The sequence below is a fragment of the Neorhizobium huautlense genome (genome assembly GCF_030811685.1).
Lineage (GTDB): Bacteria > Pseudomonadota > Alphaproteobacteria > Rhizobiales > Rhizobiaceae > Neorhizobium > Neorhizobium huautlense_A.
On record NZ_JAUSRF010000016.1, the window covers coordinates 22335 to 44943 of the forward strand.

Annotated in this window: 18 protein-coding genes; 9 read left to right on the top strand and 9 right to left on the bottom strand. The window is 61.0% G+C overall.

What is annotated here, in order from left to right; all coding sequences use genetic code 11:
• The first annotated feature begins 237 nt into the window (after positions 1 to 237).
• A complete protein-coding gene (locus J2T09_RS20675) occupies positions 238 to 618 on the top strand; it encodes an Hpt domain-containing protein (RefSeq protein ID WP_306837975.1) in 381 nt (126 codons plus the stop codon).
• 138 nt (positions 619 to 756) lie between these two features.
• The gene (locus J2T09_RS20680; RefSeq protein WP_306837977.1) at positions 757 to 1077 is read left to right on the top strand and encodes a 2Fe-2S iron-sulfur cluster-binding protein; all 321 of its coding nucleotides are present in this window, start codon (positions 757 to 759) and stop codon (positions 1075 to 1077) included.
• Between the two features lie 413 nt (positions 1078 to 1490).
• Here J2T09_RS20680 and J2T09_RS20685 read toward each other — a convergent pair whose 3' ends face one another.
• From J2T09_RS20685 to J2T09_RS20700, 4 genes are all read right to left on the bottom strand, one after another.
• A complete protein-coding gene (locus J2T09_RS20685; protein WP_306837980.1) occupies positions 1491 to 2132 on the bottom strand; it encodes a TetR family transcriptional regulator in 642 nt (213 codons plus the stop codon).
• 100 nt (positions 2133 to 2232) lie between these two features.
• Complete coding sequence (locus J2T09_RS20690; protein ID WP_306837982.1) at positions 2233 to 5379, bottom strand: efflux RND transporter permease subunit; 3147 nt, start codon at positions 5377 to 5379, stop codon at positions 2233 to 2235.
• Positions 5380 to 5391: 12 nt separating this feature from the next.
• On the bottom strand, positions 5392 to 6654 hold the full coding sequence (locus J2T09_RS20695; RefSeq protein ID WP_306837984.1) for an efflux RND transporter periplasmic adaptor subunit: 1263 nt from the start codon (positions 6652 to 6654) through the stop codon (positions 5392 to 5394).
• A gap of 241 nt (positions 6655 to 6895) precedes the next feature.
• Positions 6896 to 7528 carry a DUF922 domain-containing Zn-dependent protease gene (locus J2T09_RS20700; protein WP_373458547.1) on the bottom strand — a complete coding sequence of 211 codons (633 nt, stop codon included), beginning with the start codon at positions 7526 to 7528 and terminating at the stop codon, positions 6896 to 6898.
• A gap of 110 nt (positions 7529 to 7638) precedes the next feature.
• Here J2T09_RS20700 and folP point away from each other — a divergent pair, with 110 nt between their 5' ends.
• Genes folP through folK form a run of 3 tightly spaced genes read left to right on the top strand, consistent with a single transcriptional unit; the run spans position 7639 to position 9429 of the window.
• On the top strand, positions 7639 to 8562 hold the full coding sequence (gene folP, locus J2T09_RS20705) for a dihydropteroate synthase (protein ID WP_306837989.1): 924 nt from the start codon (positions 7639 to 7641) through the stop codon (positions 8560 to 8562).
• Positions 8559 to 8924: a dihydroneopterin aldolase gene (gene folB, locus J2T09_RS20710; protein WP_306837991.1), complete on the top strand. Its 366-nt coding sequence runs from the start codon at positions 8559 to 8561 to the stop codon at positions 8922 to 8924. Before folP ends, folB begins: the two co-directional genes overlap by 4 nt.
• Positions 8908 to 9429: a 2-amino-4-hydroxy-6-hydroxymethyldihydropteridine diphosphokinase gene (gene folK / locus J2T09_RS20715; RefSeq protein ID WP_306837994.1), complete on the top strand. Its 522-nt coding sequence runs from the start codon at positions 8908 to 8910 to the stop codon at positions 9427 to 9429. The genes folB and folK overlap by 17 nt, the downstream gene beginning before the upstream one ends.
• Positions 9430 to 9432: 3 nt before the next feature.
• Here folK and J2T09_RS20720 read toward each other — a convergent pair whose 3' ends face one another.
• The 4 genes from J2T09_RS20720 to J2T09_RS20735 all read right to left on the bottom strand — a co-directional run bounded on the left by J2T09_RS20720 (position 9433) and on the right by J2T09_RS20735 (position 13278).
• On the bottom strand, positions 9433 to 9987 hold the full coding sequence (locus J2T09_RS20720; protein ID WP_306837996.1) for a hypothetical protein: 555 nt from the start codon (positions 9985 to 9987) through the stop codon (positions 9433 to 9435).
• A 92-nt stretch (positions 9988 to 10079) separates the two neighbouring features.
• Positions 10080 to 11183, bottom strand: a complete 1104-nt coding sequence (locus J2T09_RS20725) for a YcjF family protein (protein ID WP_306837997.1) — start codon at positions 11181 to 11183, stop codon at positions 10080 to 10082.
• Positions 11180 to 12655, bottom strand: a complete 1476-nt coding sequence (locus tag J2T09_RS20730) for a YcjX family protein (RefSeq protein ID WP_306837999.1) — start codon at positions 12653 to 12655, stop codon at positions 11180 to 11182. The genes J2T09_RS20725 and J2T09_RS20730 overlap by 4 nt, the downstream gene beginning before the upstream one ends.
• A gap of 131 nt (positions 12656 to 12786) precedes the next feature.
• Positions 12787 to 13278, bottom strand: coding sequence for a SixA phosphatase family protein (locus tag J2T09_RS20735; RefSeq protein ID WP_306838002.1), 492 nt, complete (start codon positions 13276 to 13278; stop codon positions 12787 to 12789).
• Between the two features lie 267 nt (positions 13279 to 13545).
• On the opposite strand from J2T09_RS20735, the gene dksA reads away from it, so the two are divergent.
• Positions 13546 to 13965, top strand: coding sequence for an RNA polymerase-binding protein DksA (dksA, locus tag J2T09_RS20740; RefSeq protein WP_306838004.1), 420 nt, complete (start codon positions 13546 to 13548; stop codon positions 13963 to 13965).
• A gap of 124 nt (positions 13966 to 14089) precedes the next feature.
• Here the strand turns inward: dksA and J2T09_RS20745 are convergent, their stop codons facing one another.
• Positions 14090 to 15505, bottom strand: coding sequence for a flagellar biosynthetic protein FliO (locus J2T09_RS20745; protein ID WP_306838006.1), 1416 nt, complete (start codon positions 15503 to 15505; stop codon positions 14090 to 14092).
• A gap of 280 nt (positions 15506 to 15785) precedes the next feature.
• Here J2T09_RS20745 and cckA point away from each other — a divergent pair, with 280 nt between their 5' ends.
• The 3 genes from cckA (at position 15786) to alaS (ending at position 22574) form a co-directional block, all read left to right on the top strand.
• Positions 15786 to 18395, top strand: coding sequence for a cell cycle histidine kinase CckA (cckA, locus tag J2T09_RS20750; protein ID WP_306838008.1), 2610 nt, complete (start codon positions 15786 to 15788; stop codon positions 18393 to 18395).
• A gap of 252 nt (positions 18396 to 18647) precedes the next feature.
• Positions 18648 to 19733: a recombinase RecA gene (gene recA / locus J2T09_RS20755; protein ID WP_306838010.1), complete on the top strand. Its 1086-nt coding sequence runs from the start codon at positions 18648 to 18650 to the stop codon at positions 19731 to 19733.
• Positions 19734 to 19910: 177 nt separating this feature from the next.
• Positions 19911 to 22574 carry an alanine--tRNA ligase gene (alaS, locus tag J2T09_RS20760; protein ID WP_306838012.1) on the top strand — a complete coding sequence of 888 codons (2664 nt, stop codon included), beginning with the start codon at positions 19911 to 19913 and terminating at the stop codon, positions 22572 to 22574.
• The last annotated feature ends 35 nt before the right edge of the window (positions 22575 to 22609 follow it).

Genomic DNA, 22609 nt, shown 5'->3' on the forward strand with positions numbered 1-22609 from the left:
GTGGCACATTACCCCCTCCGTTACAATTCGGGGTGACCCCTGAGGCCCTTGTGCGGCAGGCTGTTAACAGAAAATATACCATATCGGGACGTGAAAGCCCTTCAAAATGCGAGGGTTGGTCAAAATTAACCATGACTGCAGAAAAGCCGTGGGGAATGCGCCGGATTTTAGGTTGATACGCATTTTTGCCCGACATGATCGGGAATTGTCTCATATCGATCAACAGGACAATTGCTCATGCCAGTCGCCGTTTCCGCCTTCGAACTTGCCGATCATGCGCCAGATCTCGGCGCCGCAGCCGTAGCACCTTCGGCGTCGCGCTGTATCGATCTCGTTCATCTGGCCCGTCAGACAATGGGTGACAAGGATCTGGAAATCGAGATTCTGTCCCTGTTCGCCCGGCAGGCGAGGGCGGCGCTTTTGGACATGACGGCGGGCAACGTACCGCCTGCGACCGTGGCCCACCGAATCAAGGGGGCGGCAAGCGCCGTGGGTGCCTTCAAGGTGGCAGGCGTTGCCGGTGAGATCGAGGCAGGCCAGGCAGACGCCGCCACATTGGCGCGTTTCGGCGCGGCGGTGATCGAGGCGGAAAACTTCATCAACAAGCTGTGCCGCTGAATTGACCCTAAACAAGCCGGAGCGCCCGAGAATGCGGCGCTCTGGACGTTTTTGGAGCGCGGCGGTTGTTGACTGGCTGGGCGTTTTGTCAGAAGAGATGCGCTTTGCATCAGCCCTTCAAGTCCGGATACTGAGATCATGACCAAGCTCACCATCGTTGCCTTCGACGGTACCCGATTCGAACTCGACGCCGCTGAAGGCTCGACGGTGATGGAAAATGCGGTGCGCAATTCCGTGCCTGGCATCGATGCCGAATGCGGCGGTGCCTGCGCCTGTGCCACCTGTCATGTCTATGTCGACGATGCCTGGACGGAAACCGTCGGCGGGCCTCAGCCGATGGAAGAGGACATGCTGGATTTCGCCTTCGATCTGCGTCCGACCTCGCGGCTCTCCTGTCAGATCAAGATGACGCCGGCCCTCGACGGGCTGGTCGTCAGCGTGCCCGAACGTCAGGGCTGACGCGTATTCTCCGGAAGAAAAAAATGCCTCGCTGCGCCGAAGCGGAGCGAGGCTGGAGGTAGGTACGTCACTGCAGGCGAGGGAGGGAACACCAGCAGCAATGGGACGCACCGGGAGAACACCGTACAGAGCCTAAACAGGCCGGAAAGAATGGCGCACGATCCGAAACCGACTGTCGGTTATCAGGATCGGCGCACCTGCTGAACTTTCGCACCGCCTTGCTCTGGTGCAGCAGGATTTGAAACCCGATCAACTGAAAGTGATAATATAAGAGATTGGTGAAATGCGCCAGTCGAAGAAATCACCTCTGATTGACTGTAGGCGCCGCAAGGCTCGCGTAAGTTTCAAATTGCAGCCGGGTTTGCCATATGATGGCACACGCAGAGTCCCGCAATGGCGCAATATCGGCCGGTTCAGACCGCCGCCAGGTTGCAGGGTGCCGACGGATTACGGAAGCTGGCAAACAGTTTTCGCACGCAGCCACAGCCTTCCGTGTCGAGGTCGAAATCGCGGCCGCCAAGCAACCAGTCCCAGCAGATTCCCTTGATCATCCACTTGACCGCATGACACGCCGAAGCCGGCGTCCAGCCGGAGGCAAGCCTGCCATTTTCCTGGGCACGCCGCAGGATGGCTTCGAGTTGACTGTTATGGAGGTCTTCCAACTCTTTCATCGCCTGCTGGACAGGCACGAATTCATCCGTGAAATTGGTGCGCAACAGAATGGTCAGCATGCGCTGACGCTGCTGGTCGGTGGCCATGACCTGCATCCATTCGCAGGCCGAATCCTCGATCATCGTCAGCGCGTCCATGCCACAGCAGGACGGGTCGCGCAGTTCAAGCATGTTGAGAAGCGGCAGGCGGAACGTATTGTAAAGTTCCAAGAAAATATCGGTCTTGCTGGAGAAGTGCCAGTAGACCGCACCGCGGGTCACGCCGGCGGCTGCGGCAATCTCATCGAGCGTGGTCGATCCGACGCCCTTCTCGAAAAACATCTTTTCAGCTGATTCAAGAATGGCCGCGCGGGTTTCCGCTGCCTCCGCCTTGGTCCGTCTCATGTCTCCTCCTTCCGCCGGCTTTCGGGGCGCCCTTGGCAGGCGCCCCGCTGAACGAGCCGGCATTCGTCACCATGGAGGTCTCGCGACCTCCGGTGACGCCTCAGTGCGCCGGTGTGGCGTCCTCATTCTTCTTGCTGGCTTCCAGCTTCTCCTTGCGGGCATCCTTGGAGAACAGCCGCATGATGAAGACGAAGAAGGCAGGAACGAAGAAGATCGCCAGCACGGTGGCCGAGATCATGCCGCCGAGAACGCCGGTACCGATGGCGTTCTGGCTGGCGGCGCTGGCGCCCGTCGCGATTGCCATCGGCACGACGCCGAGCGTGAAGGCGAGCGACGTCATCAGGATCGGGCGGAAGCGCAGATGCGCTGCCTCGACAGTCGCGTCGAAGACGCTCTTGCCTTCGGCACGCAGGTCCTTGGCGAACTCGATGATCAGGATGGCGTTCTTTGCCGACAGGCCGATGATGGTGATCAGGCCGACGAGGAAGTAGACGTCGTTCGGCATGCCGCGCAACGTGACGGCGGCAACCGAACCGATCACACCAAGCGGCACGACGAGCATGACCGACAGCGGGATCGACCAGCTTTCGTAAAGTGCCGACAGGAGCAGGAAGACGAACAGGATGGACAGCGCGATCAGCGCCGGAGCCTGTGAGCCCGACTGGATTTCCTGCAGCGACTGGCCGGTCCATTCGTAACCGAAACCGGTCGGCAGCTGGTTGGCAAGACGCTCCATCTCGGCAATCGCGTCACCCGAAGAGTAGCCCGGACCGGCCTGACCGGCGATACGGATCGACGGATAACCGTTATAACCGATCACCTGCGAGGGACCGCGTACCCACTCGGCGCTCGCGAAGGAGGACATCGGCACCATGCCGCCGCTGGCGTTACGAACGTTCAGCTTCAGCAGGTCTTCGGTCTTCATGCGCTGATTGCCTTCCGCCTGAACGGTGACGCGCTGCATGCGGCCGCTATTGGGGAAGTCGTTGACGTAGGAAGAGCCCAGGTTGGCGGTGATGGTCGAGTTGATGTCGGAGAAGGTGACACCAAACGTGTTGGCCTTTTCACGGTCGATCAGCAGGTTGACCTGGGCGGCATCCGGCATGCCTTCGATACGCAGGCCGGCCAGCATGGGGCTCTTGGCCGCCTCCGCCATCAGCTGGTCACGCGCTGCCCCGAGCGCCGCCTGACCCTGACCGGAACGGTCCTGCAGACGGAAGGTGAAGCCCGACGAGTTGCCGAGACCCTGGATGGGCGGCGGCGACAGCGAGAAGGCAATGGCATCACGCAGGCCAAAAATCTGGCCGTTGATACGTCCGGCAATCGCATCGGCGGAATCTTCCGGTCCACGCTCATCCCAGTTTTTCAGGGTGATGAAGGCGAGGCCGGCATTCTGGCCGGAACCCGAGAAGGAGAAGCCGTTGATGGCGATGATGCGGTCGACGGCCTTTTCCTTCAGCGCGATCTGCTCGATCTGCGAGATGACTTCGGTCGTGCGGTCGGTGCTGGCTTCCGCCGGCGCCTGAACGTCGACGATCAGAAAGCCCTGGTCTTCGTTGGGCAGGAACGAGCTCGGAAGCTGCATGTAAGCCCAGCCGAGGCCGACGAGCAGCGCCAGATAGATGATCATGAAACGGCCGGAGCGCTTGATGATCTTGGCAACGCCGCCGGAATATCCATGCGAGGCCTTATCGAAGCCACGGTTGAACATGCCGAAGAAACCCTTCTTCTCATGATGATCATGAGCGACGGGTTTCAGGAACGAGGCGCAGAGCGCCGGCGTCAGCGACAGGGCGAGGAAACCGGAGAACAGGATCGACACGACCATGGTCAGCGAGAACTGCTGATAGATGATGCCGACGGCGCCGGGGAAGAAGGCCATCGGAATGAACACGGCCGACAGGACCATGGTGATGCCGATGATGGCGCCGGAAATCTGGCCCATGGCCTTGCGTGTCGCTTCCTTCGGCGACAGCTTTTCTTCGGCCATGATGCGTTCGACGTTTTCGACGACGACGATCGCGTCGTCGACGAGAATGCCGATGGCGAGAACCATGGCGAACATGGTCAGAACGTTGATCGAGAACCCGGCCACGAACATGACGGCACAGGTGCCGAGCAAGGCCACCGGCACGACGAGTGCCGGAATGATGGTGTAACGAAAATTCTGGAGGAAGATGAACATCACAACGAAGACAAGGATCATCGCCTCGATCAGCGTGTGGATGACCTTCTCGATGGAGACCTGCACGAAGGGGCTGGTGTCATACGGCACTTCGTATTCGACGCCGGCCGGAAAATATTCCTTCAGCTCCTCCATGACCTGCTTGACGCCTTCGGACGCCGCAAGCGCATTGCCGGTGGGCGACAGCTGCAGGCCGATGGCAGCACTCGGCTGGCCGTTCAGGCGGGACGAGAAGTTGTAGCTTTCGGCACCCACTTCGACACGGGCAACGTCACGCAGGCGCACGGACGAACCGTCCGGGTTTGCACGCAGCACGATCGAACCGAACTGTTCCGGGTTAGTGAGCTGGCCCTGCACGTTGATGGTGGCGGAAATCTGCTGGCCGATCGGGTTCGGCGTTGCGCCGATACGACCGGCGGCGACCTGCGCGTTCTGTGCCTGGATGGCGCTGATGACGTCGGAAGAGGTCAGGCTGAGGCCGACCATCTTGTCCGGATCCATCCAGATACGCATGGAGCGCTGGCTGGCGAACAGCTGGGCGGAACCGATGCCCGGTACGCGGCGCAGTTCGCCGATGACGTTACGCTGCAGGTAGTCGCCAAGACCGATCGCATCGGTTTGGCCGTCCGTCGAGGTGAGCGACACGACCATGAGGAACGACGTGCCGGCCTGTTCGACGCGCAGACCCTGTGAGGTGACGGCACTCGGCAGGCGCGGTTCGGCGCGGGCGATACGGTTCTGCACCTCGACCTGGGCTTCACCGATATTGGTGCCCGGTGCGAAGGTGACGTTGATCGACACGCGGCCGGAGGATTCCGATTGCGATTCGAAGTAGATGAGGCCCGGAACGCCGTTCAGTTCCTCTTCGATCGGGCGTGTCACGCCCTGATAGATGTCTTCAGGCGAGGCGCCGGGATAGGTGGTGGAAACGGTGATCTGCGGCGGTGCGACATTCGGATACTGCGCGATAGGCAGCATCGGAATGGCGATCACGCCCGCCAGCATGATGAAGATTGCAACGACCCACGCAAAGATGGGCCGTTCGATGAAGAAACGTGCCATGGAACGGGATCCTTACTGCTTGGCGGGCTCTGCCGGCTTTTCGGCGTTGTCAGGCTTTTCCGCATCGCCGGGCTTGGCGGCTTCACCGGATTCGGCCTTGTTCTCGCCTTGCGCGGCTTCCTCGGTTGCCGGCTTTTCCGGCGACCATGGCTGCGGCTTGACGGTGGCGCCGGGGCCGGTCTTCTGGAAACCATCGACGATGACGCGGTCACCGGCCTTCAGGCCATTGGAAATGACCCAGCGATCGCCGAGTGCACGGCCGACGGTGACGGGACGCGGTTCGACCTTGTCTTCGGCGCCAACGACAAGAAGGCTGGCCTTGCCGCCGGCATCACGCTGGATGGCCTGTTGCGGAACCGCAAACGTGTCGCGCTCCAGACCCTGTTCGATCGATACGCGGACATACATGCCCGGCAGAAGATCGCCGTTCGGGTTGGGGAATTCACCGCGCATGGTGACCTGACCGGTGGTTTCGTCAACGGCGGCTTCCGAGAACAGAAGGCGACCTTCCTGCGGATATTTCGTGCCGTCGTCGAGCATCAGCTGTGCCTTTGCCTCGTTCGGGCCGGTCATCAGCTTGCCGTCCTGAAGGGCGCGACGCAGACGCACGAGATCGGCGGCCGGCTGGGTGAAGTCGGCATAGATCGGATCGAGCTGCTGGATCGTCGCGAGATTTTCCGAGCCGGACGAGCTGACGAGCGCGCCTTCCGTGATCAGCGCACGGCCGATGCGGCCGGAAATCGGCGCCGTGACATTGGCATATTGCAGGCTGAGCTTTGCAGCGGCAACGCCGGCGCGGGCGACCGCCACCTGTGCGTCTGCCTGGGCGAGCTGGGCAACCGAGTTATCGTATTCCTGACGGGATGCGACATTGTTGCGGCTCAGCTGGGTCTGGCGATCGGCCGTCTGGCGGGCCTGCAGCTGCTGGGCTTCGGCGCTGCGCAAGGTCGCTTCCGCACGATCGAGTTCGACCTGGAACGGTGCCGGATCGATGCGATAGAGAACATCGCCTTCCTTGACCAGCGAGCCCTGTTCGAACACGCGCTCGACAATGATGCCGGAAACGCGCGGACGCACTTCGGCAAGACGAGTCGGGGCGATGCGGCCCGGCAGTTCGCTGTTGATCGGCAGTGTTTCCGGCTGAACGGTGATGACACCGACGGCAGATGGCGGACGGGCAGGGGGCGCTCCGGCCGCCTCATCTTCCTTTTGGCAGGCGGCAAGAACAGAAAGGCTGGCAACCAACAGACCAGCGACGGGCAGTTTCATTCGCATAGAGAACCCCATGGACCCAAGGACGGCAATTTTACATACGTGTTAGTCTGTATGTAAAATTGCTGCAAGGCAACATTTGCGTGATGTCAAGTTTCGCGATGGTCGCAACGCCGGACCATATTGCCGGTTTGTGCTCGCCCAAGCGTGGCGAGGCAACGCCGAGCCTGCCGGTTCGGTTCCACTGCGACGAAATTGCGCGGTATATTCTTTATCGGGATTACGAAAAGCGGTGCAGTTCAGGTCAATCGCCGGCGCCGCTGCGGTTTTTCAGGACGCGCATGATGCGTCTGTCGAAGTTTTTTGATTCGATGGCATCGAAGCGGATCTGCTCGCGATCATGGGCCTCGATGGCCTCGCGGCTGATCTCGCCGACCTTGCCTTCGAGGATATCGCAGCTGTTGGCAGGGCGGATGGCCCGCAGCTTTGCTTCGAGGGTGCGCGCATGGGTGCGGGCGATCTCGGCGTGGCGTTCCTCGTGCCGTTTGATATCAGCCGACAACGCATCCCAGATGCGTGCCAGATTTCCGGTGGCGGCATTGCGATTACGCCAGCGCGGCAGGATGATGTGCGTGCGCACCGTGACCTTGACGGCACCAATCGAGCAGCGACCGCCGCGATCCACATAACTGACCTCGCCACCGAACTTGATCTCGGTGGCGCCGGGATGGCGGGCACCGGTGTGGCGCGTGAGAGGGCCGCGACGTTCCAGTTCCGAATCGAGTTCTTCCGCCGTCTTGCCGCCGATGGTGAAGTAGGAATAGGTTTTGCTGACGACAGGCTGGGCCGCGACGGGCACCGTAAGTCCAAGCAAGACCGCCAATGTCGTTATCGTTTTCAAAACCGGCACCCGGGGCGAACGGCGAAAGCTGCGCATCAATGGTATTCTCGGGTGCTGGCAGATTGAACTGAGGCAAAGCTTGGGGCATAGCCCTGCCAAGCGCAACAGAAGCTGCGCAATTTCACGTGCAAAAAGCAAGGATTGGGATGACCGTGAGTCTCCTCGGCAACAGCGTTTCCGGCAATGGCGTCTGGCAGGTCGGCTTCGGACGATCGCTGGACCTGGCGGCGCGTGGCCATCTGATGGCGATCGTCAACGTCACGCCGGACAGTTTTTCCGACGGTGGCCGGCATGACAATCTTGAAGCGGCTGTCGCGCATGCCAAGGTCTGCATCGCCGAAGGTGCGACAATTATCGACATCGGTGGAGAATCGACGCGGCCGGGTGCGGAACCCGTCAGCGAGGCGGAAGAGCAGCGCCGCGTGCTGCCGGTGATCGAGCGGCTGGCGGCGGAAACCGATGTGCTGATCTCGATCGATACCTATCGCGGCGCAACGGCGCGGGCGGCGATGAAGGCCGGCGCGCATATCATCAACGATGTGTATGGTCTCAGCCACGACCCGTCGATTGCCGATATCGCTGCGGAAACCGGGGCAGGGCTGTGCATCATGCATACCGGCCGTGGCCGCGAAGCGGAAAAGCTGGCGGATGTCATCGAGGACCAGTTCCTGTTTTTCAAAAAGGCGCTTGAGATTGCCGATGCCGCCGGTGTCGACCGGCAGAAAATCATGCTCGATCCGGGTTTCGGTTTTGCCAAGAGCCGCGAGGACGAGGCGGAGCTGATGGCGCGGTTTGGTGAATTGCACGCGCTGAACCTGCCGTTCCTGATCGGCACCTCGCGAAAACGTTTCATCGGCGCGATGACCGGTCGTGAGTGCGCCGATGAACGCGATGTCGGAACCGCAGCGACAACCGCCGTTCTGAGGCTCGCGGGCGCGCATGTTTTCAGGGTTCATAACGTGGCTGCCAATCGCGATGCGCTTCGCGTGGCGGATGCGATCCGTGCGGCGGATGCAATCCTTTCGGCAGACACTGCCGGAAGCCGGGATAGCGCGGAGACAAAATCATGACGCTCTATACGATCTACTTGAAGAACTGTTCGTTTTTTGCCCGCCATGGCGTGCTGAGCGAGGAAGAGCGGCTCGGCCAGCGCTTCTTTGTGGATGCGGAACTGGAGGTCGAGGGCGGGCAGGCTTTGTCGAGCGACGAGATCGGCGATACCGTTCATTACGGCATTGCCTTTCAGGTGATCGAGGACGTGGTGACAGGTCAGCGCCGTTACCTGATCGAAGCGCTGGCACAGGATATCGCGCTGGCGCTCTGCAAACGTTTTCCGCAGATCAGGCGCGCGGCAATCGCGGTTCGCAAGCCGAGCGTGCCGATCCCCGGCATTCTCGATTATGTGGAGGTGCGTGTTGAGCACCGCCCCTGATAGCGTGTGGCATAAGGCGACACTCGGGCTTGGCGGTAATCTTGGAGATCCAAAAGCCTCGATGGCGGAAGCGCTGCGGCTGCTGGATGGCCGCGAGGACTGTCGTGTGCTGGCCGTTTCAAAGCTCTACAGCACCCCGCCATGGGGCAAGACCGATCAGGCCGATTTTTTCAATTGCTGCGCGCTGATCGAAACCACGCTTGCGCCGGAAGATCTGCTGGCGACCGGTCTGTCGATCGAAAAGGACATGAAGCGGGAGCGGCTGGAGCGCTGGGGCCCGCGCACCATCGATATCGATGTGCTGACCTATGGCGATGTCGAGCGCGATACGCAGCCGCTGCAACTGCCGCATCCGCGCATGACGGAGCGTGCCTTCGTGCTGATGCCGCTGGCCGATATCGCTGCCGACCAAATGATAAAGGGCAAGCCGGTGTCATCCTGGCTCGCCCTTGTGAATGCGGATGGTATTACCGTCGCGGACGAAAACCGCGACTGGTGGAGATAGGAATCACTTCTTGATCGAACCGACTGCCATCTGGTCGAGGTCGCGCGTGAGCGTCATGCCGATGACCGGGATCATCTGCTCTTCGACCTTCACCGAGATGGTGATGTTCATGTCGTTATCGCTCTTCATGCTGGCGACCATGGCGCCATTGAGCTTGGCACGGTTGATGCCGAGCACGATGCGTTCGCCATTGAGCGAACCGGTGGTGATATCCAGACCCTTGCCTTCGGCGCCATCGAGGAATTTCCCCGTGTAACCCTTGGAGGTCTTCACGATCGTGGCGTTCATCGGCTGCTTGAAGACGCCAACGCGGCATGTGCCGTCGAGCTTCAGACCGGCATCGCCGTCGTTCGTGGCTTCACCGATCAGATTGCAGGTGAATTTGGTGCCCTTGTATTTGCCGGCAACGATTTCGCCCGGACCTTTCCAGCTGCCGGCGGCGCTTTCGAAAAAGACCTGATCGCGCGAAGCGGCGTCGGCCTCAGGAGCCATCGCAACCGTGGCGACGGAGATGGCGACGGCAAAGCCACCGAACAGCGAGAAGATGCGCGAAACCATTCAAAAAATCCCTGGCAAAGGCCAACTGGTAGAGCCCGCAAATTAGCGAAGGATGGTTAATGAGTGGTTTCTTTTGGGCGTCGGAAGGTGTCTCAGGTCGGGTCTTTGGGTTTCGAGGTTGCAACGATATCGCCCATAAAGTCGCCAATTCCCGGGCGTTTGAGTGCACGGAAGGGCAAGGGGCGACAAAGATCCATGGCGGCGATACCGATACGGGCGGTGAGCAATCCGTTGATCACGCCTTCACCGAGTCGGGTGGAAAGGCGTGCCGCCAGACCATGGCCGAGAACCTGCTGGGCGATGCTGTCGCCGACCGCGATCGAGCCGGTGACGGCAAGGTGGGCGATCACATCGCGCAGCAGCCGGAACATGCCGAGCGTGCCGGGGCGGCCGCCATACAATTCGGCCATGGCGCGTACCAGACGGGAAACTTCGAACAGCACATAAGCGAGATCGACGACGGCGCGTGGGCTGATGGCGGTGACGACCGAGACGCGTTTGGACGCTGCGAGAATCAGCAGGCGCGCTTCGCGGTCGAGCGGCGTCATCAGTTCGCGTTCGGCGAGATCGAGATAATTTGGGCCGTCAATGATTTCTTCTTTGGTCGCATCAAGGGCTGCGCGGCCGTGTGCGGTTTCTGCGCGGTGGGATAGAATGGTCGTGAGACGGGTGACGAGCGCACGGGCGGATTTGGCGCCTGTGGCCGAATTAGTACCGGTTTCGATGGCAGCAACATCGGCCTTCAGCGATTGCACTGCGCCGATGCGCATCAGCCCGAGCACTTCGCGGCCAACAACCACCGCAAGGGCGGCGAGAGCGACGCAAAGAATGCCGACCGCCGTATAACCCAGCCAGTCGGATCGGGAAAAAAGATCGCGGATGACGCTGTCGGCCCACAGGCCGAAGGCGAAGGAGGCAAACACACCAAACGCTCCGGCGGCGAGCTTGCCGAAGGAAAAGCGGTGGCGGCGGGGCAGGGCGACAGGCGTGTCGGCGAGATCATCTTCGTTCACGCCGAGAAACGGATCGTCGGCATCGGCCGTGGCGGTGAAACCATCGTCAAAACTGCGCGGCGGGCGGCTGGCCGCCAGCGGCATGTCGCGCTCCCCCTCGACGGCATAGGCCGTGGGGCGACGGCTTGGTGTTTCCGAAGATGGTGGCGTTGGACGGTTGTTCCGATCGTCTGATGGGGTCATGCGAGACGGTCTCCGAACAGGAACTGCATGGCGCGGTCGAGGCGGATATGCGGTACCGACAATGCGATGCCGCCACCGATTTCATCGACCGATGGAGGACGAAAACGTACGATATTCAAATCGGGTAGAGAGGTTTTCTCATCCGAACCGTCGATGTCGCGGAAAAACGCTTCCGGATTCTCCGGCAAGTCACCGGGAAATATCGCTGTTTTCTTGATGCCGTCGAAAATTTCGTCACCGATCCGCTCTCCCGGCATCGGTGTGCCGGTGATGACGGGCAGCAGATGTCCATCCTCGCGCACGGTTGCCTCGCGGGTGGCGCGCACCGAGGCGAGTGCCATGACATCAATGCCGGCGCCGGTCATGCCGATACGGTGAATGGCGCGATCGACGAGGCGGCGGGTGATCGCCTGCAAACGGTCGTGGCTTTCGTGATGCAGATGATCGGCCTTGGTGGCGGCGACCAGAACACGATCGATGCGGCGGCCGAGCAGCGAACTCAGGAAGGAGTTGGTGCCGGGACGAAAGCAGGCCAGAACGTCAGCCAGCGCGCGTTCCAGATCCTGCACGGCTTCGGGACCGCGATTGACCGCCTGTAATGCATCGATCAGCACGATCTGGCGGTCGAGGCGGGCAAAATGCTCGCGGAAGAAGGGTTTGACGACGACGCTCTTATAGGCCTCGAAACGGCGCTCCATCATCGCCCTGAGCGAACCCTTTTCGGGGCGCGTGTCCGGCACGTTCGGCATCGGCGCAAAGGTCAAAGCCGGTGAGCCGTCGAGTTCTCCAGGCAGGAGAAAACGGCCGGGCGGCAGCGTCGAGAGTGAGCGTTCGTCGGATTTGCAGGCTTTCAGGTAGGCGGCAAAACTTTCGGAAAGCCGGCGGGCCGTCATCTCGTCGGCCGGTCCTTCCATGTCGATGCTTGCGGCAAGGCCGAACCATTCACGCGCCAGTTCGGCGCGCACGCCGTTGCCGGCAAGTGACACTGCATTGTCGGAAAAGGTCTTGTAGTCCTGCGCCAGAAGCGGCAGATCGAGCAGCCATTCTCCGGGATAATCGACGATGTCGATCGACAGGCGACCGGGCGAAAACATCCGGCTCCAGCCGCTGGCGCTCTGATAATCCAGCGTGATGCGCAACTCGGAAATGGCGCGGGTGGAATCCGGCCAGATACGTTCGCGCACCAGCGCCTGGATATGATCCTCATACTGGAAACGCGGAATGGCGTCGTCCGGCTGCGGTTCAAGGCGAATGGAAGAGACGCGGCCGGAGCGCACCGGCTCGAACAGCGGCAGCCGACCGCCGTTCAGCAGGTTATGCACCAGCGAGGAAATGAAAACTGTCTTGCCGGCGCGTGAAAGGCCGGTGACGCCGAGCCTGAGCGTCGGATTGACGAGGCCGGTGGCGCGATCCGTCAATGTGTCGAAAGCGATGCGGGCGTCGTCGGTGAAACTGGTCAGAGAAGGCGGCAAGGCGTGATCCCGATTGCTGGCGGCACCGCGTATTGGTGCCCACCCCGCATATAGGGAGGGAACGTGCCGGAAGAAAGAACGGCACCTGTCGGATCATGCGCGAATGTGGAAGCAGACCGCGCGCACCGCCTTCAGGCGATGAGGAAATCCCGCAGGATCCAGTTGTCTTCGGCATGTTCGAGAACGGCAAGACCGGCGGTGGGATAGCCGTTCGGGATGGCCAGGCGCAGCTGGTCGCGGCCGATCAGGCGATCCAGCGTTTCTTCGATCGTGGGATTGTGGCCCACCAGCATCACGGAGGGTGAGGGCGCCTGACCGGCCAGAAGCGCCAGATAGGTGTCAGACGTGCCGTTATAGATCTCGTCGATCGCCTGCAGAATGCATTCGCCGGCCATGGCGCGGTGCATCGCATCCGCCGTCTGGCGACAACGTGTGGCGGTGGATGACAGGATCAGGTCTGGGCGATACCCTTTATCCACAGCCTTTTCACAGACAAGCTCAGCCTCGCCATAACCGCGATCGTCCAATTCGCGGTCAAAATCGCGCTGGCCGGATTGCGCCTGCGCGGCATGGGCGTGACGCAGGAGATAGATTCGCGAAGGGGGCGGTTCGATGATCGTCATGGCTGCCTCTGCCGGTCAAAACGCGTGGACTTCAGGGGTAACGCCATGTCGCGATCCGCGTCAACTCCTCGTCATGCACAGCTTGGTTGTGGGTTGACGGATGAGGGTATTTTCCGAGTCGTCTTGGGGAAGTGCTTTAAAATTAGTCGTTTAGCCGAAATTTGTGTCAGTTTTAAAAATGCCTTAACGGCGCGCATCAGACTTGAATCGCTTCCACCCTAGGGATATAGAGCGCCGCATAAGTTCTGTTCTTCAGGAGAAATCGCGTTGAGTGAGAAGATCGATCTTAGCAGCTTCGTCCTTTCGGAAGAAGACGAGTTCATGAATGTGCGACAAAAAGCCTATTTCCGGGCCAAGTTGATCGCATGGAAGAATGACATCCTCAGAGAAGCGCGCGAAACGCTCGGCCATCTGGCTGAGGAAAGCGCAAACCATCCAGACCTAGCAGACAGAGCCTCTTCCGAAACCGATCGCGCTATTGAACTGCGTGCCCGTGATCGTCAGCGCAAGCTGATTTCCAAGATCGACTCCGCCCTTCAGCGGATCGACGATGGCACCTACGGATATTGCGAGGAGACCGGAGAGCCGATCGGCTTGAAGCGTCTCGACGCCCGTCCGATCGCAACCCTGTCCATCGAGGCGCAGGAGCGCCACGAACGCCGCGAAAAGGTTTATCGCGACGAGTGACAGTGACTGGCGGTGAAGGACAAAACACTGCCTGACAGACAGACTAACAAAAGGCGCGGATTTTTCCGCGCCTTTTGTTTTGTGTGTGATCGGAAGGGGCACCGTAGCGCCCTCCGGCAAATGCTTACCGATCGTCCTTGGTCACCGACATTTCGCCGAAAATGCGGGCGATCTCGTTCTGCAGCGCCGGTTCCTGCGTTGCGCCGGTAACGCGTGGCATGCCGGGATCGCGGCGTGGCAACTGGCTTGCCGCCGTATTCGATGATGCATTCGATGTTGCAGGGCCGATCGCCGGAGCCGCATTGCCACCGGCAAGATTGGTGGCCATTTCTTCTTCGAGAATACGTTCGAAATCCGAGCCGAGCGGTTTTGCGGGCGCCGGCTGCTGTTGAACAGGTGTCATCTGCACGACGGCCGGGGCAGGGCGCTGGACGGGCGTCACGATCGGTGCTGTTGCGGACGCCGCTGCGGCTTCGGCGCGCGGTTGCTGAAAAACACGATCACGGACGGCATCGAGAAGATCGACGGCATTGTCCAGCGACGGCGCATCGTTTTCTACGCGCGGTGATTCGATTTCGAAGCCGGGCTCAATGTTTCTGGCAACATCCTTGGGGGCGTCGTGGAGCGTTGCTGGCGGTGTTGCCGAAGGTGCGTCATCGATGCGCACCATGGGGGCTGGTTCGGCCTTCACAGCGATGGGAGCGACAATAACCGGCGCGACGGCGACCGCCGCACTGGATGCCGAAAATGCGGGAACGACCGGTGCGGGGCTTGCCATGGCGGCAGATGTTGCGCGCGGTTCGATGACCGGAAAATCGACGACGGGCTTGGGATCGGCGGCTCGTGTTTCTGCGGGCGGTGCGACTTCTGCCGCTTTAGGCGCGGGTGCAGCCGGAGCCGGTGAAACAGGTGCGGTCTGTGCCGGCGCGGCTGCTGTTTCCTGCAGCTTTGGCGGTTCCGGCTTGCGCGCAACGGGCTGTGGCGGGGTGGCAGGACGCGCCGGCTCTGCGGGGCGTGCTGCGGGAGTCAACTCGACCGGCTCAGATCCAAGCCAGGCAAAATTGTCCTTCTCTTCCGTTTTGGCCGGTTCTTCCACCTTTTCGGTCAATGGCATCGCACGGGCGGGCGGAGCTGATGCCGCTACGGGGCGTGCGGGATGTTCCGAAACGCGTGGCTGCTGGTCTTCGGCAATCGCAGCCCGTTCCGGCTCCGAAACGGTCTTCATCATCGTGTGATAAGGCGGGCTGCGGCCATCGACGATGCTGCTTTCGATGACGACATCGGTCGGGCCGCCGATCATGATCAGGTGTTCGACATCGTCACGGCGCACCAGAACGAGGCGGCGGCGGGTATCGACGGCGGCGGCATCGAGAACCTGCAGGCGCGGCTGGCGGTTCTTGCCACCACGCAGGAAGGGCGACGGGCCGCCACGGCCGCGGATCAGCCACAGAACCAGGATCAGGCAGAGAAAACCTGCAGCGACACCGCCGACGGCGATGAGCAACTGACTGGTTTCCACTCCAAAAATACCTTCAGGCATAAGCCGCTCCTTAGCAATTGAGACGCGGTCGTTAAAAACCGGCTGTGTCAGCAACATGGCGACCGCCCACTGTGGCGCCATATCTGTGACAGTTTAGAACCATGGGGCAGGAATATGGGTCGAATGCAAGGATCGGCAATCGCATCCCTTCGATCTTCAACGGGTTTCTGTGCTTTCCGAGCTTTTTGCCGGTGTCGCAAATTGCTAAGAAGAATAAGCCGACCGATTCCGATCCGCGCCGATTGTTTGGGCGCGGCGCTTGGCCGACATGTGAGGGTAAATGACGAAGATGCAGCAGAGCGGCCCAAACGACGCGCCGCTGGTTGAACACGGAGCGCGCGGCGGAACCGTGATCCGGCTGCTCGTCCTTGCCGTGGTTTTGATCGCGGTGGCGATTTCCTTCGTTGTCTTCAAGGAATCGCTGGACAGCGAGATCGTGCTGGGCGTGCTCGGCATTCTCGCCATGGTCGGCATATTTTTCGTGGTCTCCTCCGTCATTGGTCTTGTCGAGGTCATGCCGCAATCGCGCTCGGATGATCTGGCGCGCGGTTTTCTCGGCGGGCATCCGGACGGCATTCTGATCACCGACAACAAGGGCCGCATCATTTACGCCAATGCCGCCTATGGCCGGCTGACGGGTGCGACCAGCGCCGCCCAGGCGCAGTCGCTGGAAACGCTGCTTTCCAAAAACCGCGAATCGACCGAGGCGCTTTACCGCCTGACCACCGCATTGCGTGAGGGACGCGAAGGCCACGAGGAATTCCGCCTGCTGAAGCCGCTCGGCCGGCCGGGCAACAATGGTTCCGGCGCGCATTGGTATCGCCTCAAGGCGCGGCTTCTGGCCAATGGCTCCTCGCGAGAGCCGCTGGATATCTGGCAGATCACCGACATTACCTCGGAACGCGACGATCAGGAGCGGTTTTTCCGCGAATTGCAGAACGCCATCGATTACCTTGATCACGCGCCGGCCGGCTTTTTCTCCGCCGGCCGCAAGGGCGAGGTTTTCTATCTCAATGCGACGCTGGCGGAATGGCTGGGTTACGACCTCACCAAATTCGTGCCGCGTTCGCTCACCATGACGGATATCGTCGCCGGCGAGGGCATGGCACTGATCCAGTCGGTTCAGGCCACACCCGGCCAGACTCGCACAGAAACGCTGGATCTCGACCTGCGCCGCGCCAATGGCCAGAGCCTGCCAGCGCGCCTTGTTCACAGCGTCAGCACCGCGCGCGACGGCGCACCGGGCGAAAGCCGCACGATCGTGCTGGCGCGGCCGAAAGGCGAGGCGGCAGACCTGTCTTCGTCCGCCATGCGCTTTACCCGCTTCTTCAACAATACGCCGATGGCGATTGCCTCCGTCGATGGCAACGGCAAGATCCTTCGGGTCAACGCACCCTTCCTGAAACTGTTTTCCGGTGTCGTTTCGCGTGATGAGGCGGAAGCCGGCGCGCCGCTCGAAAACATTTTTAACGAGGCCGTGCGGCCGCAGCTGACCCAGGCGCTGGCCGAGGCCAAGGACCGCCAGAGCGATATCGCACCATTGGAAAGCCGCCATCCTGGCGACGAAAACCGTTACGTGCGTTTCTTCGTCAATGCCGTGATCGACGAAAGCGACGAGGCACCGGAAGAGGTGGCGATCGTTTACGCCTTCGAGACGACCGAGCAGAAGGCGCTCGAAACGCAGATGGCGCAGACGCAGAAGATGAATGCCGTCGGCACGCTGGCGGGCGGTATCGCTCACGATTTCAACAACGTGCTGACCGCCATCCTTCTCTCCTCCGACCACCTGCTTTTGCAGGCGCGCCCGGCCGATGCCAGCTTTGCCGACCTGATGGAAATCAAGCGCAATGCCAACCGCGCCGCCGTGCTGGTGCGCCAGTTGCTGGCCTTCTCGCGCAAGCAGACGATGCGCCCGAGCGTGCTTAACCTCACCGATGTAGTCGGCGATCTGCGCATGCTTGTGGACCGGTTGATTTCCGGCACCAACGTCAAGCTCGATGTCGATTATGGCCGCGATCTCTGGCCTGTTCGCACCGACCTGTCGCAGTTCGAACAGGTGCTGATCAATCTTTGCGTCAACGCCCGTGATGCGATGCCTGAGGGCGGCCGCATCACCATCCGCACGCGCAATGTGACGGCGGAAGAGGGGCGTGCCTATAGCGGCGCCGACCTGCCGGACGAAGATCTGGTGATGGTGGAAGTGGCCGACAACGGCACCGGCATTCCGCCCGAAATCATGGACAAGATTTTTGAGCCCTTCTTCACCACGAAGGAAGTGGGCAAGGGGACCGGTCTCGGCCTCTCCATGGTCTATGGCATCGTCAAACAGTCGGGCGGTTACATCCATCCCGAATCGGAAGTCGGCAAGGGCACGACCTTCCGCATCTTTCTGCCGCGTCACATTCCCGAGCCGGTGGCCGCACCGGTCGCTGGCGAAAATGCAGAGGCCGTCGTTGCTGTCGAAGCGCCGAAGGCCGATGCCGCGGCCGCCAATGCAGACGTCGATCTCACCGGCAACTCCGCTGTCGTTCTTCTCGTGGAGGACGAGGAGGCGGTGCGTCGCGGCGGCAAGCGCATGCTGGAAACCCGTGGTTATACGGTGCACGAGGCCGGCTCCGGCGTCGAGGCGCTCGACATCATGGAAGAGCTCGAGGGCAAGGTCGATATCGTCGTTTCCGACGTGGTCATGCCGGAAATGGATGGCCCGACCCTGCTACGCGAGTTGCGCAAGAACTATCCGGACCTGAAATTCATCTTCGTATCCGGTTATGCGGAAGACGCGTTTGCAAGGAACCTGCCGGCCGATGCCAAGTTCGGTTTCCTGCCCAAGCCATTCTCGCTGAAACAGTTGGCAGTGACGGTGCGCGAGATGCTGGATCGGCAGGACTGATGATATCGGCGGGCGGCGAATCGGCCGCCCGAGCTGACATGAAATGGTGGCGGAACGCCGCTAAAATCGCTGTTCCGGGAACAGATCGGAACAGCTTATCTGTTTGAGAACATTAAAAGAACGAAGGGTGAAAAAGAGCATTTGAATCAATCGCATCGTATCCTCTTGCGAAAACGGAACAAAAAGGGTACGAATTGGCCATCGGTTACAACATTGATTGCGTGGCGGCGATAACCTAAAGGGGTGGTTCAAATGGCTCAGAATTCTTTGCGACTGGTAGAGGAAAAATCGGTGGATAAAAGCAAGGCGCTGGAAGCGGCACTCTCCCAGATCGAGCGTTCGTTCGGCAAGGGCTCGATCATGAAGCTCGGCTCGAACGAGAACATCGTCGAGATCGAGACCGTATCGACCGGTTCGCTCAGCCTCGATATCGCGCTCGGCATTGGCGGTTTGCCGAAGGGTCGTATCATCGAAATCTATGGCCCGGAAAGCTCGGGTAAGACGACGCTGGCTTTGCAGACTATTGCCGAAGCCCAGAAGAAGGGCGGCATCTGCGCTTTCGTCGACGCGGAACACGCGCTTGACCCTGTTTACGCCCGCAAGCTCGGCGTCGACCTGCAGAACCTGCTGATCTCGCAGCCGGATACCGGTGAACAGGCGCTCGAAATCACCGATACGCTGGTTCGCTCCGGCGCCGTCGATGTTCTCGTCGTTGACTCCGTTGCGGCGCTTACACCGCGCGCCGAAATCGAAGGCGATATGGGCGACAGCCTGCCGGGTCTTCAGGCCCGCCTGATGAGCCAGGCGCTGCGCAAGCTGACCGCTTCGATCTCCAAGTCGAAGACCATGGTCATCTTCATCAACCAGATCCGCATGAAGATCGGTGTCATGTTCGGTTCGCCGGAAACCACGACCGGTGGTAACGCGCTGAAATTCTACGCTTCCGTCCGCCTCGACATCCGTCGTATCGGCCAGGTCAAGGAGCGCGAGGAAGTCATCGGCAACCAGACGCGCGTAAAGGTCGTCAAGAACAAGATGGCGCCTCCCTTCAAGCAGGTCGAATTCGACATCATGTATGGCGAAGGTGTTTCCAAGACCGGTGAACTGGTCGATCTCGGCGTCAAGGCCGGCATCGTCGAAAAGTCCGGTGCCTGGTTCTCCTATAACAGCCAGCGTCTGGGGCAGGGCCGTGAAAACGCAAAGACCTTCCTGCGTGACAATCCGGAAGTCGCCAACGAGATCGAACTGTCGCTGCGCCAGAATGCTGGCCTGATTGCCGACAAGTTCCTGCAGAATGGCGGCCCGGACGCCAATGACGGCGACGGCGACGACAGCTGATGAAATGACCGCCCGTCGCGTGGCGGGCTTGCAATGAATGTTGATAAAACCGGCCGCCATCGCCCGATGTGCGGCCGGTTTGCTTGTGTGCGGCTGGACAGGGTAGGTCCCGAACGTTAAAAGCCGGTGGTTTCTGGTGATGTGAACCGCCTTGGGGGCGGAAATGAAGGGCGTAGCATGAGCGGCGTGAATGAAATCCGGTCGACCTTCCTCGACTATTTTGGCAAGAACGGCCACGAGATCGTATCGTCGAGCCCGCTGGTTCCGCGCAACGACCCGACCCTGATGTTCACCAATGCCGGCATGGTGCAGTTCAAGAACGTCTTTACCGGTCTTGAGAGCCGCCCTTATTCGCGCGCCACCACCGCACAGAAATGCGTACGTGCCGGCGGCAAGCATAACGACCTCGACAATGTCGGTTATACCGCCCGTCACCACACCTTCTTTGAAATGCTCGGCAACTTCTCGTTCGGCGATTATTTCAAGGAAAACGCCATCGAGCTTGCCTGGAACCTGATCACCAAGGAATTCGGCATCGATGCCAAGCGTCTTCTGGTCACCGTCTATCACACCGATGACGAAGCCTTTGACCTCTGGAAGAAGATCGCCGGCCTGACCGACGACCGCATCATCCGCATCCCGACCAGCGACAATTTCTGGGCGATGGGCGATACCGGCCCCTGCGGTCCTTGTTCCGAAATCTTTTACGACCATGGCGATCATATCTGGGGTGGCCCTCCCGGCTCGCCGGATGAGGATGGCGACCGGTTCATCGAGATCTGGAACCTCGTTTTCATGCAGTATGAGCAGGTGACGAAGGAACAGCGCATCGACCTGCCGCGTCCGTCGATCGACACCGGCATGGGCCTCGAGCGCGTGGCCGCTCTCCTGCAGGGCAAACACGATAACTATGATATCGACCTGTTCCGCGCCCTGATCTCCGCTTCCGAAGAAGCGACCGGCGTGAAGGCGGAAGGCGAGCGTCGCGCCAGCCACCGTGTCATTGCCGACCATCTGCGTTCGGCATCCTTCCTGATCGCCGATGGCGTGCTGCCCTCCAACGAAGGCCGTGGTTATGTTCTGCGCCGCATCATGCGCCGCGCCATGCGCCATGCCGAACTCTTGGGCGCCCGCGAGCCGCTGATGTACAAGCTGCTGCCGACGCTGGTTGCCCAGATGGGCCGCGCCTATCCGGAACTCGTTCGCGCCGAACCGCTGATTTCCGAAACGTTGAAGCTGGAAGAAAACCGGTTCCGCAAGACGCTGGAACGCGGCCTCAACCTGCTGTCGGACGCCACCAACACCATGAACAAGGGTGACATGCTGGATGGCGAAACCGCCTTCAAGCTTTACGACACCTACGGTTTCCCGCTCGACCTGACGCAAGACGCTCTGCGCGCCCGCGAAATCGGCGTGGATATTGCCGGCTTCACCGATGCCATGGAGCGTCAGAAAGCCGAGGCCCGTTCGCACTGGCAGGGTTCGGGTGACAAGGCCACCGAAACCATCTGGTTCGAACTCAAGGAAAAGCTCGGCGCCACCGAATTCCTCGGCTACGACACGGAAACCGCCGAAGGCGTGGTTCTGGCGATCGTGGCTGACGGCAAGTCGGTTGAAACCGCCAAGGCCGGTGACACGGTTCAGGTCATCGTCAACCAGACGCCGTTCTACGGCGAATCCGGTGGCCAGATGGGCGATACCGGTATCATCCGCGGCGAAGGTTTTGCCGTCGAGGTGAGCGACACCCAGAAGAAGGGTGCCGGCTTGTTCGTGCATGCGGCCGTTGTTGCCGAAGGCGAGATCAAGGTCGGCGAGCCGGTTGCGCTCACCGTCGATCACGCCCGCCGTTCGCGCCTACGCGCCAACCACTCCGCCACCCACCTTCTGCACGAGGCGCTCCGCGAAGTGCTCGGCACCCACGTGGCCCAGAAGGGCTCGCTGGTCGCGCCCGAGCGCCTGCGTTTCGACGTCTCGCATCCGAAGCCGATTTCGGCGGAAGAATTGCAGCGCGTCGAGGACATGGCCAATGCCATCATCCTGCAGACCGCACCGGTCACCACCCGCCTGATGAGCGTCGATGATGCCATTGCCGAGGGCGCCATGGCGCTGTTCGGTGAAAAATACGGCGATGAAGTCCGCGTAGTGTCGATGGGGCGCGGCATCGAGGGCTCCAAGGCCGGCAAGGCCTATTCGGTCGAACTCTGCGGCGGTACCCATGTCGGCAATACCGGCGAGATCGGTCTCGTGCGCGTTCTTTCCGACAGTCCGGTCGGCGCCGGCGTGCGTCGTATCGAAGCCGTCACGGCGGAAGGCGCGCGTGCCTATCTCGCCGAGCAGGATGAACGCATGAAGGCGCTCTCCGGCGTGCTGAAGGTTCAGCCGGCAGAGGTTCTCGCCCGCGTCGAAACGCTGGTCGATGAGCGCCGCAAGCTCGAAAAGGAACTGGCGGATGCCAAGCGTCGCCTCGCCATGGGCGGCGGCGGTCAGGGTGATGGCGCTTCCGACATCCGCGAAGTGTCGGGCGTCAAGTTCATGGGCAAGACGCTTAATGGCATCGACGCCAAGGACCTGAAGGGTCTCGCTGACGAAGGCAAGGCAACGCTTGGTTCGGGCGTGGTGACGCTGATCGGCGTGTCGGAGGACGGCAAGGCAAGTGCTGTCGTCGCCGTCACCGAAGACCTTGTCGGCCGGTTCAGCGCCGTCGATCTGGTGCGCATCGCTTCCGCCGCGCTTGGTGGCAAGGGCGGCGGTGGTCGCCCGGATATGGCGCAGGCCGGTGGCCCGGATGGCGCCAAGGCCGACGAGGCGCTTGAGGCCGTGGCCGCAGCGCTCGGCGCCTGAGATTGAAGCGGGCCGCAAGGCCCGCTTTTTCGCTT

Coding starts and splice junctions, on each gene's coding strand:
- J2T09_RS20675 (WP_306837975.1), top strand. CDS start 238: ATGCCAGTCGCCGTTTCCGCCTTCGAACTTGCCGATCATGCGCCAGAT.
- J2T09_RS20680 (WP_306837977.1), top strand. CDS start 757: ATGACCAAGCTCACCATCGTTGCCTTCGACGGTACCCGATTCGAACTC.
- J2T09_RS20685 (WP_306837980.1), bottom strand. CDS start 2,132: ATGAGACGGACCAAGGCGGAGGCAGCGGAAACCCGCGCGGCCATTCTT.
- J2T09_RS20690 (WP_306837982.1), bottom strand. CDS start 5,379: ATGGCACGTTTCTTCATCGAACGGCCCATCTTTGCGTGGGTCGTTGCA.
- J2T09_RS20695 (WP_306837984.1), bottom strand. CDS start 6,654: ATGCGAATGAAACTGCCCGTCGCTGGTCTGTTGGTTGCCAGCCTTTCT.
- J2T09_RS20700 (WP_373458547.1), bottom strand. CDS start 7,528: ATGCGCAGCTTTCGCCGTTCGCCCCGGGTGCCGGTTTTGAAAACGATA.
- folP (WP_306837989.1), top strand. CDS start 7,639: ATGACCGTGAGTCTCCTCGGCAACAGCGTTTCCGGCAATGGCGTCTGG.
- folB (WP_306837991.1), top strand. CDS start 8,559: ATGACGCTCTATACGATCTACTTGAAGAACTGTTCGTTTTTTGCCCGC.
- J2T09_RS20720 (WP_306837996.1), bottom strand. CDS start 9,987: ATGGTTTCGCGCATCTTCTCGCTGTTCGGTGGCTTTGCCGTCGCCATC.
- J2T09_RS20725 (WP_306837997.1), bottom strand. CDS start 11,183: ATGACCCCATCAGACGATCGGAACAACCGTCCAACGCCACCATCTTCG.
- J2T09_RS20735 (WP_306838002.1), bottom strand. CDS start 13,278: ATGACGATCATCGAACCGCCCCCTTCGCGAATCTATCTCCTGCGTCAC.
- J2T09_RS20745 (WP_306838006.1), bottom strand. CDS start 15,505: ATGCCTGAAGGTATTTTTGGAGTGGAAACCAGTCAGTTGCTCATCGCC.
- cckA (WP_306838008.1), top strand. CDS start 15,786: ATGACGAAGATGCAGCAGAGCGGCCCAAACGACGCGCCGCTGGTTGAA.
- recA (WP_306838010.1), top strand. CDS start 18,648: ATGGCTCAGAATTCTTTGCGACTGGTAGAGGAAAAATCGGTGGATAAA.
- alaS (WP_306838012.1), top strand. CDS start 19,911: ATGAGCGGCGTGAATGAAATCCGGTCGACCTTCCTCGACTATTTTGGC.